The sequence below is a fragment of the Rhodococcus marinonascens NBRC 14363 genome (genome assembly GCF_001894885.1).
Lineage (GTDB): Bacteria > Actinomycetota > Actinomycetes > Mycobacteriales > Mycobacteriaceae > Rhodococcus_F > Rhodococcus_F marinonascens.
In genome coordinates this window covers 45,014-62,220 of the sequence record NZ_BCXB01000004.1, presented here as the reverse complement: position 1 = coordinate 62,220, position 17,207 = coordinate 45,014, and the positions used below count along the sequence as shown (strand labels likewise).

Annotated in this window: 20 protein-coding genes, 1 tRNA gene and 1 pseudogene; 17 read left to right on the top strand and 5 right to left on the bottom strand. The window is 63.0% G+C overall.

Annotated elements, in window-relative coordinates; genetic code table 11:
- Positions 1 to 9: 9 nt before the first annotated feature.
- A pseudogene (gene tnpA, locus RM2_RS23365) lies at positions 10 to 354 on the bottom strand (IS200/IS605 family transposase); the annotation flags it as partial.
- Positions 355 to 435: 81 nt separating this feature from the next.
- Here tnpA and RM2_RS05310 point away from each other — a divergent pair.
- Both RM2_RS05310 and cmrA read left to right on the top strand, forming a co-directional pair.
- A complete protein-coding gene (locus RM2_RS05310) occupies positions 436 to 1,161 on the top strand; it encodes an RNA-guided endonuclease InsQ/TnpB family protein (protein WP_139277669.1) in 726 nt (241 codons plus the stop codon).
- Positions 1,162 to 1,213: 52 nt separating this feature from the next.
- The gene (gene cmrA / locus RM2_RS05305) at positions 1,214 to 2,017 is read left to right on the top strand and encodes a mycolate reductase (protein ID WP_072687804.1); all 804 of its coding nucleotides are present in this window, start codon (positions 1,214 to 1,216) and stop codon (positions 2,015 to 2,017) included.
- Positions 2,018 to 2,049: 32 nt separating this feature from the next.
- On the opposite strand, the gene RM2_RS05300 is transcribed toward cmrA, so the two are convergent.
- Entirely contained in the window at positions 2,050 to 2,745 is a 696-nt protein-coding gene (locus tag RM2_RS05300) for a GntR family transcriptional regulator (protein ID WP_169846677.1), read from the bottom strand.
- A gap of 313 nt (positions 2,746 to 3,058) precedes the next feature.
- Between RM2_RS05300 and RM2_RS05295 the strand changes: the two genes are divergently transcribed.
- From RM2_RS05295 to RM2_RS05275, 5 genes are all read left to right on the top strand, one after another.
- Positions 3,059 to 4,141, top strand: coding sequence for an ABC transporter substrate-binding protein (locus RM2_RS05295; protein ID WP_072687802.1), 1,083 nt, complete (start codon positions 3,059 to 3,061; stop codon positions 4,139 to 4,141).
- A gap of 163 nt (positions 4,142 to 4,304) precedes the next feature.
- Positions 4,305 to 5,123: an ATP-binding cassette domain-containing protein gene (locus tag RM2_RS05290; protein ID WP_072687801.1), complete on the top strand. Its 819-nt coding sequence runs from the start codon at positions 4,305 to 4,307 to the stop codon at positions 5,121 to 5,123.
- Positions 5,120 to 6,355, top strand: coding sequence for a sugar ABC transporter permease (locus tag RM2_RS05285; protein ID WP_245813738.1), 1,236 nt, complete (start codon positions 5,120 to 5,122; stop codon positions 6,353 to 6,355). The genes RM2_RS05290 and RM2_RS05285 overlap by 4 nt, the downstream gene beginning before the upstream one ends.
- Before the next feature lie 243 nt (positions 6,356 to 6,598).
- Positions 6,599 to 7,198: an oligoribonuclease gene (gene orn / locus RM2_RS05280; RefSeq protein WP_072687900.1), complete on the top strand. Its 600-nt coding sequence runs from the start codon at positions 6,599 to 6,601 to the stop codon at positions 7,196 to 7,198.
- An 85-nt stretch (positions 7,199 to 7,283) separates the two neighbouring features.
- Positions 7,284 to 7,359: transfer RNA gene (locus tag RM2_RS05275), tRNA-His, on the top strand.
- Positions 7,360 to 7,442: 83 nt separating this feature from the next.
- Here RM2_RS05275 and RM2_RS05270 read toward each other — a convergent pair.
- Positions 7,443 to 8,633 (bottom strand): tyrosine-type recombinase/integrase, encoded by a 1,191-nt coding sequence (locus tag RM2_RS05270; protein WP_072687800.1) that lies wholly within the window; start codon positions 8,631 to 8,633, stop codon positions 7,443 to 7,445.
- Positions 8,620 to 9,168: a hypothetical protein gene (locus RM2_RS05265; protein ID WP_072687799.1), complete on the bottom strand. Its 549-nt coding sequence runs from the start codon at positions 9,166 to 9,168 to the stop codon at positions 8,620 to 8,622. The genes RM2_RS05270 and RM2_RS05265 overlap by 14 nt, the downstream gene beginning before the upstream one ends.
- 132 nt (positions 9,169 to 9,300) lie before the next feature.
- On the opposite strand from RM2_RS05265, the gene RM2_RS05260 reads away from it, so the two are divergent.
- The 10 genes from RM2_RS05260 (at position 9,301) to RM2_RS05215 (ending at position 15,531) form a co-directional block, all read left to right on the top strand.
- Positions 9,301 to 9,507 (top strand): helix-turn-helix domain-containing protein, encoded by a 207-nt coding sequence (locus RM2_RS05260; RefSeq protein ID WP_072687798.1) that lies wholly within the window; start codon positions 9,301 to 9,303, stop codon positions 9,505 to 9,507.
- An 82-nt stretch (positions 9,508 to 9,589) separates the two neighbouring features.
- Positions 9,590 to 9,805, top strand: a complete 216-nt coding sequence (locus tag RM2_RS05255) for a hypothetical protein (RefSeq protein WP_072687797.1) — start codon at positions 9,590 to 9,592, stop codon at positions 9,803 to 9,805.
- Between the two features lie 4 nt (positions 9,806 to 9,809).
- On the top strand, positions 9,810 to 10,088 hold the full coding sequence (locus RM2_RS23740; protein ID WP_072687796.1) for a hypothetical protein: 279 nt from the start codon (positions 9,810 to 9,812) through the stop codon (positions 10,086 to 10,088).
- Complete coding sequence (locus RM2_RS05245) at positions 10,085 to 11,224, top strand: AAA family ATPase (RefSeq protein ID WP_072687795.1); 1,140 nt, start codon at positions 10,085 to 10,087, stop codon at positions 11,222 to 11,224. The genes RM2_RS23740 and RM2_RS05245 overlap by 4 nt, the downstream gene beginning before the upstream one ends.
- Positions 11,221 to 11,817 (top strand): hypothetical protein, encoded by a 597-nt coding sequence (locus RM2_RS05240; protein ID WP_072687794.1) that lies wholly within the window; start codon positions 11,221 to 11,223, stop codon positions 11,815 to 11,817. The genes RM2_RS05245 and RM2_RS05240 overlap by 4 nt, the downstream gene beginning before the upstream one ends.
- A 9-nt stretch (positions 11,818 to 11,826) precedes the next feature.
- Positions 11,827 to 12,009 (top strand): hypothetical protein, encoded by a 183-nt coding sequence (locus RM2_RS05235; protein ID WP_072687793.1) that lies wholly within the window; start codon positions 11,827 to 11,829, stop codon positions 12,007 to 12,009.
- A 2-nt stretch (positions 12,010 to 12,011) separates the two neighbouring features.
- A complete protein-coding gene (locus RM2_RS05230; RefSeq protein WP_072687792.1) occupies positions 12,012 to 12,452 on the top strand; it encodes a hypothetical protein in 441 nt (146 codons plus the stop codon).
- A gap of 217 nt (positions 12,453 to 12,669) precedes the next feature.
- The gene (locus tag RM2_RS05225; RefSeq protein ID WP_072687791.1) at positions 12,670 to 13,548 is read left to right on the top strand and encodes a phage major capsid protein; all 879 of its coding nucleotides are present in this window, start codon (positions 12,670 to 12,672) and stop codon (positions 13,546 to 13,548) included.
- Position 13,549: 1 nt separating this feature from the next.
- Positions 13,550 to 14,047 (top strand): hypothetical protein, encoded by a 498-nt coding sequence (locus tag RM2_RS05220; RefSeq protein WP_174553825.1) that lies wholly within the window; start codon positions 13,550 to 13,552, stop codon positions 14,045 to 14,047.
- A complete protein-coding gene (locus RM2_RS05215) occupies positions 14,044 to 15,531 on the top strand; it encodes a terminase large subunit domain-containing protein (protein WP_072687790.1) in 1,488 nt (495 codons plus the stop codon). The genes RM2_RS05220 and RM2_RS05215 overlap by 4 nt, the downstream gene beginning before the upstream one ends.
- Positions 15,532 to 15,828: 297 nt before the next feature.
- Here RM2_RS05215 and RM2_RS05210 read toward each other — a convergent pair whose 3' ends face one another.
- Entirely contained in the window at positions 15,829 to 17,058 is a 1,230-nt protein-coding gene (locus tag RM2_RS05210; protein ID WP_072687789.1) for a L,D-transpeptidase, read from the bottom strand.
- Positions 17,059 to 17,207 lie beyond the last annotated feature (149 nt).

Genomic DNA, 17,207 nt, shown 5'->3' with positions numbered 1-17,207 from the left:
CCTGCTCTGATCCGGTTTCCGCTGCTGTTCCATGTACTGCCGGATGATCGACAGGGGTGCACCACCGCAGGATGCGGCGAAGTACGACGGCGAGCACAGAGGGTTCCGGTGGGTGCGGGGCCGGCGCAACTTCCGGGAGGACACCCCTTCGAGTGAGTTCACCAGCTTCGAGAGTTGCGCGGTGGGTGGGTACTCGAGCAGCAGATGTACGTGGTCGTCTTCCCCGTTGAACTCGATCTAGGGTGGCACCGAAGTCGGCGCGCACATCCCGCGCATGATCGGCCGACTTTTGGACCGTCACTGACAGTGCTCGGCGGCGAACACGTGACGGCGGTACTTCGTCACAAAGAGCACATGCGCGTGTACACCGAAAGCGCATGTTGTACCGCGCCTGGGTAACTCATCAGTGTGTGTCGTAGGTCATGAGCATGTTGGGTGGGTGATCGCCGGCTACCGGTACCGACGGGGGAGCAGCAGCGCATGCTGGCCCGCTCGTTCGGGTGTGTGCGGGTGGTATTCAACGATGCGATCCGATGCCGACAGGATGCCCGCGTCGCGGGGGAGAAGATCTCCGACGCCGAGGTGCAGAAGCTGGTGGTCACCTCGGCGAAGACGACCCCCGAACGGGGATGGTTGGCCGAGGTGACCTCGGTGGCACTGGTGCAGGCCTGCCAGGATGAGCGGCGGGCGTACCGCAACTTTTTCGATTCCCTGTCCGGGAAACGCAAGGGCCGCAGGGTGGGGGCGCCCCGGCTGCGGTCCCGTAAGGACAACCGGCAGGCATTCCGGTTGACCCGTAACGGGTTCACGGTCACCTCTCGGGGTGTGCGGTTGGCGAAGATCGGGGATGTCGAACTGGTGTGGTCCCGGGATCTGCCGTCGGAGCCGTCGTCGGTGACGGTGATTCGGGAGGCGGACGGCCGCTGCTACGTCTCGTTCGTCGTCGAACGAGACGAACAGCCGTTACCGCAGGCACCGACCGTGGCCGGAATCGATTTGGGGTTGACGGATCTGGCGGTCATTGCCCGCTCGGACGGGCACTCGGGAGAAGATGCCCGCACCCCGGCACCTGCGTGCTGCGGAGAAACGTTTGGCCAGTGCGCAGTCAGTAATGAAGCAGGAACCCACCGAACGGAGAACACATCATGTGTTCCCGCGTAGGAATCCCGGCCGTTCAGGGCCGGGGGGAAGTCAAGCACTAGGCTGACTGACCGTGAGCCTGCCTAACCCCACCCCCACAGCCCGCGCCGTCGTCACCGGCGCCTCGTCCGGAATCGGCGAGGCGCTGGCCGCGGATCTGGCCTCCCGTGGCCACTCCTTGATCCTCGTCGCACGCCGCGGTGAGATCATGGAGTCGCTGGCCGAAACTCTTTGCGCCGAACACGGCGTGGAGGTCGAGGTGCGCGCATGCGACCTGTCGGACCGGGACGCGCGCGCCACGCTGGTCGCCGAACTCACCGGCCGTGAGATCAGCGTCCTGTGCAACAACGCCGGAATCGCCACGTTCGGCTCCATCTCCGAACTAGACCCCTCCTACGAGCGTGCCCAGGTGGAACTGAATACGGTTGCTGTGCACGACCTCACGCTCGCGGTGCTGCCCGGCATGCTCGAACGCAAGTCCGGCGCGATCCTGATGGTGGGCTCTGCGGCCGGGAACATGCCAATCCCCCACAACGCCACGTACGCAGCCACCAAGGCCTTCGTCAACACCTTCTCCGAGTCACTTCGCGGCGAACTCAAGGGATCGGGCGTGAGTGTCACGCTCCTCGCGCCTGGACCGGTCCGCACCGAGGAACCCGATCCAGCCGGCGCGTCGATCGTGGATAAATTGGTGCCCGACTTCCTGTGGATTTCCAGCCGGCACACCGCCAAAGTGTCGCTCGACGGCTTGGCCGACAACAAGATGCGGGTCGTGCCCGGCGTCATCAGCAAGGTGATGTCCGTTGCCGGGCAGTACAGCCCACGTGCCGTCGTCGCCCCCATCGTGGGCACTTTCTACAGGAAGCTGGGCAGCTAGCAACTCTCACGGTGGTGCTTCCGAGGATGCACTCAGGGGAATCTGTTCTGACGGCGGAACTGCACATCCAAAATATATTTGCTACCAACATATCTCGTCTCAGTTGCTTCGACACGCTCACCGTTTTGGTCCTCGACGCGCAGGTTTTCGACCAACAACGGCGATCCGATCGCAACACGGAGATGTGCGGCGTCGTTGTCGTCGGCGATGGTCGCGGCGACCGTTCCACGGGCCTCGGTGAGGATGAGGCCGTGATCCTCGAGCAACCGGTGCAGCGAGATCGTCCCGAGGTCGTAGTCGAGAACGAAGGAGCAGCGCGGCGGCAGGGTCACCGTCTCGAGCGCTAACGGCAGTCCATCACCCAGTCGGACCCTCATCACGCGAACCGCGCGACTGCCCGGAGTCGCAACCAGTTCCGCTGCAGTTTCCGGCGACAGGTCGACCCAATCCGAAAAGAGCACGTCGGAAATGACCGCGATGCCGCGTTCGGCCATGTCATCGGTGAACGAACGCAAGATTCCCATGGTCCGATCAGCTTCGTTACCGGAGGCATAGGTGCCGCTTCCCGGCACCCGGTAGACCAGGCCTTCCGCCTCGAGAGACTTGACCGCTTGACGGGCCGTCATCCGGCTCACGCCGTACCTTTCCGAAAGCTCGGCTTCACTCGGCAGGGGATCACCGGCGCCCGCAGAGCCCAACCGGCGGCGCAACTCGGCTGCAATTTCCACATAGCGAGGTGATCGCGCCCCTACCATTCTCACACCCTTCATGTGACTTAGATCATAGTCAGCTAGACAGCCCTTGACGGAGGCCGTACCCCTTGGTGCAAAATCACCGCCGAAAGCCACTAGGCGCCGTGGGCTGTCGAGCAGTCATTGAACTGGACGTATTCCATATTCTTTACGCGAGTATAGGAATTCCTTGACAAGACCACGTGTGACGGTCAACACTCCTTCCGTCTATACAGCTAGCTAACTAGCTCGACTCGTTTCGGCTGGGCTTTGCCCCGCTCGACATGCGTCTCATGAAGGAGAGCGAACCATGCGTTTCCAGAAGAAATCAGCGTTGCTCGCGGTGGCAGCGGCGACGATCCCCACGCTCGCGGCCTGCGGTTCGGGAGGTGGAGACAGCGACCAGACGACGGTTGCACTCTTGCTGCCCGAGACGAAAACGGCACGGTACGAGGCCAAGGACCGTCCGGCATTCACCGAGAAGTTTCAGGAACTGTGCGGCGACTGTGAGTTGCTGTACTACAACGCCGACCAGGACCCGTCCAAGCAGCAGCAACAGGTCGAGGCCGCTATCACCCAGGGCGCGTCAGTTCTCGTACTCGACCCCGTCGACGGAAAGTCAGCTGCCGCGTTGGCCAACCGCGCCAACCAGGCCGGGATCAAGGTCATCTCGTATGACCGCATGATCAGCAACGCGCCGATTGACTACTTCGTTTCCACCGACAACGAGAAGGTCGGCGAGATGCAGGCGCAGGCGCTGCTCGACGAGCTGAGCCCCAATCCTCAGCCTGCGCGCATCGTCATGATCAATGGGTCGCCACAGGACTCGAACGCCGGCGATTTCAAGGCAGGCGCGCACAATGTTTTCGACGCCAACGGTATCGAGATCGTCGCCGAATACGACACTCCGGACTGGAGCCCGGACAAGGCCCAGACGCAGATGGAGCAGGCGATCACGAAGGTCGGCAAGGACGGCTTCGACGCGGTTTACGCCGCCAACGACGGAACCGCCGGCGGCGCGATCGCGGCGCTGAAGGCGGCCGGTATCGATCCGGCCACGAAGCCCGTCAGCGGTCAGGACGCCGAACTCGCGGGAATCCAGCGCATCGTCGCAGGTGAGCAGCACATGACCGTCTACAAGAAGATCACCCCACAGGCCGAGGCCGCCGCCGAACTCGCGGCCGCGCTCGCCCAAGGCCAGGAGCCGCCCAGCGGGCTGGTGAACGCCTCCGTCGACAACGGTGCCGGATCGATCCCCACCATCTACACCCCGATGGTCGCGGTCACCGATGACGCCGTCGCCACGGAAATCATCGGCGACGCCTGGTGGAGCGCGGCAGACATCTGCACCGACTTCTATGTCGAGGCATGCCAGACCGCCGGAATCGGCTGACCGAAGACTGGCAAAACGGTCCGGTAGGCCACGGTAAGGCAGCAGGACAGCGCCGACGGCGCTCCGGCAGCGTCCAGCTGATCCTGCTGCGTTACCGCACCGAGAGAGGAACGAACCACATGCATCCACACGCCATGCCGGCACCCGTCCAGGAGTCTGCATCATGACCGTCACCACCGAAGACCCCATCGCCGCCCACCCCAGGTCCGGTTGCCCATTGCTGTCACTGAAGGGAGTCACGAAGTCGTTCGGTCAGGTGCAGGCCCTGTCGGACGTCGACTTCGAGGTCCACCCAGGTGAGGTGGTCGCCCTGGTCGGCGACAATGGGGCCGGCAAGTCGACCTTGATCAAGGTGATGTCCGGCGTCGGCCCGCCCGACTCCGGGGATATCTCCTTCGACGGCAAACCCGTTCGCATCTCCAGCCCACACGACTCGGCCGAACTCGACATCGCGGTCGTCTATCAGGATCTCGCCCTGTGCGACAACCTCGACGTCGTCGCGAACCTGTTCCTCGGACGCGAAGAGACCGGCCGGGTGGGGTTCCCACTCGATGAGATCGGGATGGAACGCCGCTCCCGGGAGTTACTGGACATCCTGGCCGTACGCACTCTGCGATCGGTGCGATCCGAGGTCGGTGGTCTCTCAGGCGGCCAGCGCCAAACCGTGGCCATCGCACGGGCGATGCTCGGCAATCCAAAGGTGGTGCTGCTGGACGAGCCCACCGCCGCACTCGGCGTCGCGCAGACCGAGCAGGTCCTTGCCCTGATCACGCGACTGCGTGAGCGTGGCCTGGGCGTGGTCCTCATTTCTCACAACCTTGCCGACGTCTTCCAGGTCGCCGACCGCATCACCGTCCTGCGTCTGGGCCGCAACGCCGGGTCCTTCCGCACCGACTCCGTCAGCCGAGAGGTGGTCGTAGGCGCCATCACCGGTGCACAATCCGACAGACCTTCCGAAAGTACCGAGGAGCACCAATCGTGAGCATCCTTCCCGCCCAACGACTCACGGTTAAACCAGACGATCCGGCACCACAACCGAAAAGCAGCTTCGACCTGCGCGCGGCGGCCCGCAAGATCGCCGAGGGAGAACTCGGATCCGTCCGCGTCCTCCTCGTGCTGGTGTTCATCTGGATCGTCTTCTCCATCGCCAACGACCGCTTTCTGTCCCCGGCCAACCTGACCAACCTGGCGCTGCAGATTGCCGGAATGGGCACGATCGCGATCGGCGTGGTTCTCGTACTGCTGCTCGGCGAAATCGACCTGTCCGTCGGAGCCGTCAGCGGCCTCGCCGGCGGCATCATGGCCACCACGTCGGTGCTGCGCGGATGGCCCGCCTGGATGGCGATTCTCGCTGCGCTCGCGGCTGGCGCAGTGATCGGCCTGATACAGGGCACGATCGCTACCCGCCTGCAGATTCCATCGTTCGTCATCACCCTCGCCGGCCTGCTTGCCTGGCAAGGCGCCCTGCTCGCCGTGCTGGGCGCCAACGGAACCGTCAACATCACAGACCCGGCCATCACCGCGTTGGCCGGCACGTTCCTGAGTCCGACATTCGGATGGACGCTGGCGGTCCTGGCCATTGCCGTCGTCGCCGGTGGGGAACTGCTTCGGCGCCGCCGGCGCCGCGCCGAGAACCTCGAAGTCGACCGGCCTGCCTTGCTGGCGGTCCGTGTGGGCGCCATCGCAGCCGCCGTCGTCGCCGGAACTGCCGTTCTGGGCTCGGAGCGCGGCGTGCCGCTGTCGCTGCTGATCCTGATCGGACTGGTGCTGCTCGTCAACGGATTGCTGCGGTGGTCGACCTTCGGTCGTCACGTCTACGCGGTCGGCGGCAACGCCGAAGCCGCCCTACGCGCGGGCATCCGGGTGAACCGCGTCCGCATTCTGGTGTTCATGCTTGCCTCCACCTTGGCGGCGGGCGGCGGCATCCTCCTCGCCTCCCGGCTCATGGCCGTTAACCAGAACTCCGGCGCAAGCGACCTACTCCTCCTGACTATCGCGAGCGCGGTCATCGGCGGCGTAAGCCTTTTCGGCGGGCGCGGATCGGTGTGGGCGGCGTTGCTCGGCGCGCTGGTCATCGGCTCGATTTCCAACGGCATGGACTTGCTCGCACTGGAGTCCTCGGTGAAGTTCATGGTAACCGGCGCTGTGCTGGTTGCCGCGGTCTCCTTCGACGCAATCACGAGGGGTCGACGAAGGGCACACGGCCGCCTTTGAATCGCGGCTGACTGCAGGTTTCGACATCTGCTTGCGCATCGTCAAACGTGCCGCAAACAGATCCCGCGAATACCGGCCTTGGCCATGCCGCACAGTGGTACGCATGCGCGCCACTGTGCGGCATGGCCTTTCGCAACCACACAGGGACTTCTCGATCGAAAAGCTTCTCCTACAATCACGCACGTCGGAAGAAAGTGTCCACCGCAGACCTAGTCCGCTATCGACGTGACTACTGTGTTCCTGGTGCAGGACAAACTTGTGTGGATCGACTGTGAAATGACCGGCCTTCGGCTCGGTTCCGACAAACTGATCGAGATCGCCGCTCTGGTTACGGACAGCGAACTGAATGTGCTGGGTGAAGGTGTCGACATCGTCATTCATGCCGACGACGAATCGCTAGCCGCCATGCCGGATGTGGTGACCAAGATGCATGAGAATTCTGGACTGACGGAGGAGGTTCGGAAGTCCACGGTCACTCTCGCCGAGGCCGAGCAGCAAGTGCTCGCTTATATTCGCAAGCACGTTCCGGTGGCAGGCACCGCTCCCCTGGCCGGCAACTCGATCGCGACGGACCGCGGGTTCATCACCCGTGACATGCCCGACCTCGACACCTACCTGCACTACCGGATGATCGACGTCAGCTCCATCAAGGAACTGTGCCGCCGCTGGTACCCGCGAATCTACTTCGGTCAGCCCGAAAAGGGTCTCGCTCACCGCGCCTTGGCCGACATTCAAGAGTCGATCCGCGAATTGAAGTACTATCGGAAGACCGCTTTCGTAACCGATCCTGGTCCGTCTACCAGCGACATCGCTGCAGTCGTCGCAGAACTCGGACCCGCCTGAGATATCGATTGGCGTCTCGGGCACCGGACGCGCTAGTATCTTCCTTGCCGAAGTTACTGCCCTCGGGCGGTGACCGGAGCGCATGGTGGGTGTAGTTCAGTTGGTAGAGCACCAGGTTGTGATCCTGGCTGTCGCGGGTTCGAGTCCCGTCACTCACCCCAAGAGAAACCCCCTGTGAGCTGGGATAACCAGCAACACAGGGGGTTTCTTTTTGCCTTCATGCAACAGAATATGCAATACCGATCTACCCGAGCAGGGCCGCGAACCTGTCCGCCGCACCCTTCTGTGCCCCCGGTAGCACGTGCGCGTACACGTCCATCGTCACCGCAATGGAGGCGTGACCGAGACGTTCCTGCACCACCTTGATCGACTCCCCCGCACCGATCAACAGGGTTGCGTGAGTGTGACGTAGACCATGCAGCTTCAGTGTCGGCACAATTTCGACCCCCAGCTTGCCCTGTGCCTTGCGAACGCGGTGCGCCCAGGAGTTGGATACCGACCGCACGTTGCGCGGCTCTCCGGCGTCGTTGCCGAATACGAGGGCATCCCCGCGAGCGAGCGACAGTGACAGGCTGCCCCGCACGGCCCGGTGTGCTTTGAGTACGTCGACGGTTGCTGGGTCGATGTCCACTACCCGGGTCCGGCCTGTCTTGGTGCCCTTCACTTCCCCCTTGCCTGCCTGTGAGGAGTCCAGTGCTCGACGGATGGTGATGCGCCCGTCCTTGAGGTCTAGGTCGGTCCAGCGCAGTGCGAGGGCTTCGCCTCGGCGCATTCCTGTTGCTGCGAGGCTGTGCCATAGGGGGTGTAGTTCGTCTTGGTAGGTGTCGCGGTCCCAGGAGAGGAACGCTGAGAGCTGCTGGGCGTTCCATGCTTCGAGTTCGTGGGTGTCTTCTCGAACTTGTTTCCCGGTGGGGGGTTTTGCTGCCTTGTCGCGGGCTCTGTTAGTGGTGATGTGCCGGTCGGATACTGCGGCGTCGAGGATTTGGGTGAGGGTGACGTGGATTTTGCGGATGGTGTTGGTGCCCAGCCCTGCCGCCTCGAGCTCGCGGTAGAACTTGGCGATGCGGGTTGCGGTGATGGCTCGGATTGTAATGGTGCCGAGGTGGGGTGTGATGTGGAGGGTGATGTGTCGTTGGTATTGCTCGCGGGTCGTTTTGGCGATGCGGTGTCCGTCGAGCCACGTTTGGGCGTAGTCGCCGAGGGTGGTCTTGGTGGTGTTGGGGCGTAGGCCTGCTGTGGTGTCGTTCTTGGCTTTGGTGAGGGCTTCGTCAGCGCTAGCCGCCGTGGCGTATCCGGCCCCGCCGATCTGACGTAGGCCGGCGTCGGGGTGTTCGGGATCGACGGGCACCCAGAGTTGGTAGCGCCAGCGGGTGCCGGCCTTGGTGGTGTAGCTGGTGATGGATCCTTTGCCCGCTCTGCGGTTACGTCGTGGCATCGGATTGCTCCTCTGCGATCGGGGTGGGCGCGATCAGCCCTGCGGCCCGCGCCCGCCCGATCCAGGCACCTGCAGTGCTCCGAGACACCTCGAAAGCATCCTCGATCGCCTTAGTGGGGGCATCACTCATGAACTCTGCGAGGCGGTAGACGCGGGCAACTTGTTCGATCGTTTCCGGCTGAGGTCCAAGTTTCTTCAGCTGGCGCGCCTCTGAAGTCGATAGGAGGCCAAGCGCTACGACCTCGGCACCCGCCTCGATGCCGTGCTCGATTTCGATTTGTTGCTTCACGAACTGGCGGACCACGGATTGGATCGCGATTGAGCGCAATGCGGTGCCAGTCACCGGCGGTCCGCCGTCGCGTTGCACGACTGTCAGAGATCGAACCTCAGGCTTCCCTGCCTCCGTCACGGTGAGCATGGCGTCGACGTCGTATCCGCGGTAGTCGATGAGCTGAACACGTGCGTTCCTGCAGATCGTGAGACCTGGAATCACTTCGAAGTCTTTGTCGACTGCGTGAATCTTCACTTCCGTCATGCCTGCAACGTACCTGAATGTAGCTATCCGCGTCTAGGCATATCGGTACCTTTTGACGCCGGGTTGACGTACCAATATGCCTGTGCTTTGCTAGTCGTAACCCACCGTCAAAGGGTTACGACAGGAGTAGCAATGAGTACCACCCAGGTCACGCTTAGCGACTTACAGCACTCAGATTCGATCACAATCACACGGGCGGAAGCAGCCAAGGCGCTGAGGGTCGACCCCCGCACCATCACGGCAGGCATCGAGAACGGCACCATTCCCAGCGTCAAACTCGTTCGGCGCGTACTCATCCCGAGGCTGCCGTTTCTCGCGCTCTTCGGCGCAAATGAGTGAAGCCCCCGACGTATTCCCTGATCGTTTGCACCGATCAGGGCGCCGAGGGCCACTGCAGAAATCACCCACCAAGGAGATTCCAATGTCTCACAGCATCGCACCCGAGCCGTTCTTCCGCAACATCGGCCCCAAGTTCACGTTCGGGCATTCCGAGGTTCAGGTGGCGGCGCACCTGTTCCAGCACGACAACGGCGAGGTCGACCGACTAATTCTGGTCAATGATGCGGAGATCAGCGCCGAAGACGTTCCCGTAATGATCACCGCGCTCCTCGCGGCCCGCGACGCAGTGGCGGGGTGACCGAATGTCCACAACCAAATATCTCCGCAGGCGGGCTACCGCTTCCCAGCGGCTCGAACCCTTCCCGTGCGGTCACCGTGACCCCTGGATTTGCTCGTGCAGCGACACGAAGCCAGCCCCAGACGCCGATGTCGTCGCAGCCGCCGCCCGTCATCTCGTCTCAGCCATAGGCATGCCTGGCACCGGCTACGACATCGGTGCTGTGCGGTCCCTGTGGCGGCGTGGTGGCGGCGACGCACACCTTGCGGAACTCATCAACAGATGCGGAGGCATCAACGTATGACAGTTATCAATTCACCTGCAGAGGTGATCGCGATCAGCCAAAAGTACGCCGATCGGGAACCGCACGTCCTCGACGGAATGGCGGACGGCGCTTGGCTTGACGCGCAAAGCTTCCCGCCGTTGCAGTGGAGCGTGCAAGGCATCGTCCCCGAAGGCTTCGGTCTCATTGTCGCCCCGCCGAAAGCCGGTAAGTCTTGGTTCGTGGCGGGTATCGGACTCGCTTGCGCCACAGGTGGTCTCGCACTCGGGAAGATATCGGTGTCACGCCGCCCTGTGCTGTACATGGCGCTGGAGGACGGGCACCGACGCTTGCAGGGCCGGTTCCGTCAGATCCTCGGTGAGGGTATTCCGATCCCGAAGGATATTCATCTGATCGTCCGGGCCCGCCCGCTCGAGGTGGTGGCGATGATCTCCGAGTTTCTGGATCTTCATTCCGCCAAGGCTCCGCTGATCATCCTGGACACGCTCGGGAAGGTGAAACCGCCCAAGCGTGCCGGAGAGGACTCGTACACCGCCGACTACGCGATCGGAACCAAGCTGAAAGACCTCGTGGATGCGGTGTCCGGTTCGAGCCTGCTGGTGGTGCACCACACCCGTAAGGCTGAGTCGTCGGACTTCGTGGATGCGGTGTCCGGTACGCAGGGCATCGCCGGGTCCGCTGACTTCATTCTCGTGTTGGCACGCAAGCGGAAATCCGATGATGCGGTGCTCGCGGTGACAGGTAGGGACGTGCCTGAGAACGAGTACGCCCTGACGACCTCGGATGGTCGGTGGTCGCTCGACGGTATGGACCTCACCGATGCTGCCGCAACAGTCGAACACAGGCAGCAGAAAACGGCCTTGGGTGACAGGTCCATCGAGATTCTGCGGTTCGTCGAGAGTCGCAGTCAGACGACACCCGGCGAAGTCGCGGAGCACCTCGGTATCGATTCCAAGACCGCCGGAACTCTGCTGGGTCGCTTGTATGACGCCGGGAACATCGAGAAGTCCGGTCGCGGCATCTACGTAGGACGTGTGGAAAGTGTGGAAAGTGTTGAAAGCGCGGTAAATGCCCAGCTCAATACCGACACTCCCACCACTGACGATTCCACCAATTCAACACTTTCCACACTTTCAACACCAGGAGAGAACCGATGACCGGCATTGAGGGCACCCCACCGACTGACTCAGTGAACAGGCAGGGACTTTGGCGGTTCTGGTTCGCGTTCCCGGACCACAGCGAGGAACTGTTCTCCCCGTTCCTGCATCCACTGTCCTGGCCTGCGTCGCAAGCACGCGCAGTCTGCCACGAGCCGGGCACCACCCATCGGGCACCGAACCCCAAGTGCCTGTGCGGGTTCGCCGTGGTGCCGTCGCTGGATGACTTCCTGTTCCTGATCGGCGCTCAAACGGCCCTACACAATATCCGTGCTGCTACCGACTTCCGGTTCCCGCAGAGGCCGGTGATCGTGTCGGGTCGGGTCGATGTCCGGGGCGCGGTCCTCTCAGTACCTGGGCCGCTACAACGGGACGTTCTCGGTGTAGACGAGTTGCGGGTCGAAGAGGTCAAGCTCCGCGAACTATTCGTGCCCACAACCCACTACGGGGACTCGAAGTGGGCATTCATCACATCCGATGACCGTGTGCCGGCACTCCAAGCCGACAGGATGCTCCGGAACCTGGCAATCCGGTTGCGTGACCACTATGGCGTCCCCGTTCACCTCGGACTTCCCCGCATCACCGAAGAATAGGAGAAGGCAATGACGAACAACCCCGAGAAGGATCTCCTCGACCTGGCCCGCACGGGCATGCGTCACCGCCTGATGGGCCTGGGTAGACGGACGGAAACGTTCACCCCGACACAGCTGGCATTGATGTCCAGCCTGTTGGACGAGTTCGCCCGCAAGTCCAAAAGGATCCGCAACGACAACGAGGAGCACTGACCATGACCGATACCAACACTGTTGCATCCCTGCCTGAGTGGGCTCAGAAGATGATTGGCGACCTGCGCAGCGAAGCCGCCGAGCACCGTCAGTCCACGAAGTCCGCGGAGACCGAACGTGACGGCCTTCGCGACGAACTGTCCAGCATCCACACCAAGACCGCGCTCGACGGCCTGACGGGTGTCCTCGCGGACCCCGAGGACCTGGGCCGGTACGTGGACACCACCGAACTCGTCGGGGACGACGGCAAGCCTGACGCCGACAAGTACGCCGAGGCCGCTCGCGCACTCGTCGGCGAACGACCCCACCTCGGTAAGTCGATCGGCAGGTCCGGCAACGAGATCGGCGGTCCAGCCCCTCGCCCGCCGTCGACGAACGACCCGACACAGCAGATCGCGGACGGCACGGCCGACTTCGTGAGCCTGGTGCAAGGCGCAAGCTAAGTACGTAACCCCCGGCAGGTACCCCAACCTGTCGGGGGTGTCGTGTATTGTCACCGTGACGGTTCGGCCCGGTGCCCCACTGTCACCCGTTCCACCCGAGGTCCGGCACCTCACGGCCCGCTTGAGCTTGACGCTCGCAGCCCAAACCCACTGGCGTTCAACGCCTTTCCCCGCCGGGTCTCCCCTAATTCCTGGCATCACGTTTCAGGAGCACATCATGGCATTGTCCACTTCCGGCGCCGCATCCGTTCTCTCCGCCGAACAGATCACCAACATCATCACCGTCCCCTTGCAGAAGGCGTCCGTCTTCCTCGCCGCCGGCCCCACCATCATCGACGCGCACGGCCCGGTCAGGATTCCGACGTTCACCGAGTCCACCTCCCCCAGCTGGCACGGTGAGAACGAACTCATCGACGAGGTGGAACCCACCTTCGGTGAAGTCCTGCTTCTGGATCCCAAAATCAAATCCATCAAGTCGTTGCACCGCTACTCGAACGAGTTGGCACGTCAGTCCATCGCGGAAACCATCAGCGGAATCCAGGCCCGCATGATCACCGATGTTGCGGGCAAGATCGACGACACCCTCATCGCCGGAACCGGCGCGGGCGGTACCCAGCCCAAGGGAATCCTCAACTACACCGACACACAGGAGCTCGCGGCCGTTGGCGTCCCCACCCTCGACGACCTGCACGACGCGGAAGGTCTCGCACTCGGTGCCGAGATCGACCCGACCCGGCTGCGCTGGTTCATGCACTCCCGCGACTTCGTGGCGATCCGCAAAATCAAGGACACCTCGGGCCGCTACATCGTGCAACCCGACATCACCCAGTCCGGCGCTTACCAGCTCCTCGGGCACCCGGTGGTCGTCACCAACCGCATCCCCATCAACGAAGGCACCGACACCGACGAGAGTTCCATCGTCCTCGCGGACATGTCCATGATCACCGTCGCCCGCGACATGGCACCCACGGTCACACTGCTCGACCAAACGTTCGGCGACTACGACCAGCAGGCCATCCGGGTTGTGTGCCGCTACGACGCAACCCCCGTCAACCCCCAGGGCATCGTCATCCTGCGCGGCGTAAAGCTGGTCTGACATGGTGGGCCGCCCGAAAGCGCGTGCCCGCAAGGACGCTACGGGGGCAGGGGAACACACCCCCGCCCCCGTAGCGTCCTGGCAGCGTCCACCCTTCGAGAAGGGTCACACACTGTCGACACGGCACGGCGCACACTCAGACCGCAAAATCGCCCCCATCGCCGCCCGCTGGGTGGAAACCGCACTCGCACAGTGCGCCTACCTCAACGACCCCTCCTACGAGCCCGCCCTGTTGGCGTGGGCACGATTCGAGGCCAAGTGCGACCTGTTGCACGAGTGGATCGACACGCACGGCATCATCGACGACGGGGGGCAGGCCACCGCCGCCGCGAAACTGTTGCCCATCTACGAGGGACGCGCCGCGAGCCTGCGCGCCACCCTCGGCATGGACCCCGTTGCCCGCGCCAAGCTCCAGCGCGACGCCGCAGCCACCGAGGTCGACCTCGCAACCCTGCTGTCCCAGCACAACGAAAGCCGCGAGAAAGGCACCGATACATGAGCGCCACCCTCGCCGGGATCGACCCCGATCAGCTCATCGACGATCCGGCCTACTTCGCCGAGAAGGTCATCGGCGAACCACTCTGGGACTATCAAACCGACTTCGCCCGCAGCCCCGCCCGCTACCGCGTCATGTGTGCCGGCCGACAGGTAGGCAAGTCCCGAGTCCTTGCCGTGTGCGCCCTGCATACTGCCTTCATTCGGAGCAACGTCCACGTCCTCGTCATCTCCAACGGCGAAGACTCCTCCAAACGCGTCCTCGACGACTGCGCAGGCATGGCCCGCCGAAGTCCCCTCCTGCGCGGCTCGGTACTCGACGACCAGAAACAACTACTGACCTTCGCCAACGGGTCGACCATCCAGTCCATCCCCGCATCCGAGGCAAGGGCACGCGGCAACAGCATCGACCTACTGATCGTCGACGAAGCCGCATTCATCAGCATGAACCTGTGGCAGGCGGCCGAACCGTCGATCCTGGCCCGGACTGAAAGCCGCGTAATCCTCGCCTCGACGCCCTGGGGATCGTCCAGCCATTTCTTCCGCAGCAAGTACCTCGAAGGGCTGGGCTCACCCTCGGCGCGTGTCCGGTCATGGCACTGGCCCTCCACCGCGTCACCGATCGCCGACCACGAACTGATAGACGAGTGGCGGCGCACCTGGTCCCCCATCAAGTTCAAGACCGAGATCGAGGCCGAATGGACCGACGAGACCGGCGCGTACTTCACGATGGAGGAACTCGACAACGCCGTCGCCGACTACGCGCTGATCCCGCCCGAGCAGGCGCACGGACAGACCGCCGTCGCCGGAATCGACTGGGGATTCAACGACAGCAACGCCCTCGTTCTCCTCGGCGTCCTCGACGATCAGGAACTCAACCGGGGCAAGCACCTCGACGAACTGGTCTACTTCCTGCCCTGGCTTGAAGCCCACCACCGAATGCCCTACTCCGACTTCATCGACCGCATTGCCGCCGTCGCCCGCGAGTATGGCCTGGTGCGCCTCATCTCCGAATCCAACGGTGTCGGACAGATGCCCTCTCAAGTCCTCCTCCGGAGGATCGAGAACCAATGCCACCTCATGCGCCAATGGACCCCCGTCACTCCGGTCACTACCGACAACCGACGCAAGACCAGCGGATACGGGGCACTCAAGGTCCTGCTTCAGCAGGGCAGGATCGTCCTGCCCCGACACGCGGAACTACTCAAACAGCTCCACGCCCTCACGTACGAGATGACACCCACCGGGGCTGTCCGCATCGAGGTACCCGAAGCCGCTGGACATGACGACCTCGCCGACGCACTCATGCAGGTCATGTGCGCGGTCGAAGGCAACTTCACCTCATGGCGACCCGACAACCCCCGACCCAACCGGGGCAAGATCCTCACCACCCCAGGCGGCACACGCATCCCAGAGAAGCCGAGATGCTGGGACCTACCCCACGCCCTCATGCGCGTCAGGGGAAGAGACAAGGGGGATGGATGGTGAACGCGGGTCGGTCTGCCTCTGTCAGCCGCGTTGGTTGGCAAGATGCCGCGCACGTGCGAGAGGTTCCATGCAACGTTTCATGCAATACCACTGTTGCATGAACGTGTATTCAAATGTGTGTTCGATAGGTCAGCGAATCGACTATGTGCAGCTCAGAGGTTGTTTCGAGCTCTTCTGTGTAGCTCATTGTTTCCCCAGGAACGGGAGTTCGAGTCCCGTCACTCACCCCAAATAGGAAAGCCCCCGGCTTCGGCCGGGGGCTTTCCTATTTCGTGCGATTGGTCTTCACTGTCGCCCTCAAACTATGGCGTTGCCGGCCTTCCAGGCATCCCACGGAACGTTCCAGTCGCCGAGGCCATCGGTACCCGAAAGCGTGCCGCCCACCGTGTTCTTGACGATGACGATGTCGCCGGGCTTCGTGTTGTCATAAACCCACTTCGCGTTGGACGGGCTGAGGTTCAGGCAGCCGTGGCTCACATTCGAGTAGCCCTGCTGCGCCACCGACCACGGTGCCGAGTGGAAGAAGATGCCGCTGTACGACATTCGGGTAGCCCAGTCGACCGGCGTCTTGTACCCATCTGGAGAGTTGATCGGCACACCGTACGTCGAGGAGTCCATAACGAGTTTCGCGAAGCGGTCACCGATGATGTAGAAGCCGTTGTCGGTCGGTGCGTCGTCTTTACCCATCGACGTGGGCATCGTGATGACCACTTCGCCGTTGCGCTCGAAGGTCACCTGCTTGGTGTTGTCGTCCACCGTGGCAATTACTGCGTCGCCGATCGTGAACGCCGTGCGACCGTCCTCCTGGCCGAACAGACCGTCACCGAGATCCAGTCCGTACGCGGCGACCTTGACGTCCACAGTGGTGCCGGGCGCCCAGAAGTTCTGCGGACGCCAGCGCACCTCGCGATTGTTCACCCAATAGAACGCACCCTCAACCGGTGGATTCGTCGTCACCGTGATCGCGTCCTCGGCCGCCTCACGGTCGGGAATGTCCTCGTCGAACTGCACTGCGACGGGCTGACCGATGCCGACCACGTCACCTTCCCACGGCAACACATATGGCTTGGTGACGTTACCCGGCGCGCTGGTTGTGAATACCGACGTCGAGGTGGTAGCGCCACCCAAACCATTCGCCTTCGCCTCGAGCCGGTACTTCCTGTCGTAGCCCAGCGGTTCCGTGTTCACCCAGGACAACCCGTCGGGCGCGAACGCGCCGTCCACCGGCTCGCCGTCGGGATTGACCATGGTGACCTGCGATAGCGTGCCGTCGGCCACCGTCACCGTCACGGACTGTCCGGGCGAGATGCCCACGGCACCGTCAGTAGCCGACGGCGTCAACTTCGGCTTGATGAGTTCGGTGACCGGATTGGAGTCGATCAGCGCTTCACCTTCCGACGTGACGTTGCCAGCACCAGAGACGGTGCATCCTACGATCGACAGTGCAAATACGAGTGATGTCGCCACAATCGTCGCCGTCTTCGAGACCGATCCCACCGCTTGCGCGCGGCTGCGCCCAACGCTCATACACCACCCCGTTCACGTTCTTTCTCCGAATTCACGTTCACGCCGGCAAGTCCTTCGCCTTCAGGAGGAATCGGTACGTCGAGCCCGTGTATTCCTTATGATGCCAGCCGTCGGAGGCCAGTTCCAAACAAGCGTCGGAGTTCCCAGTA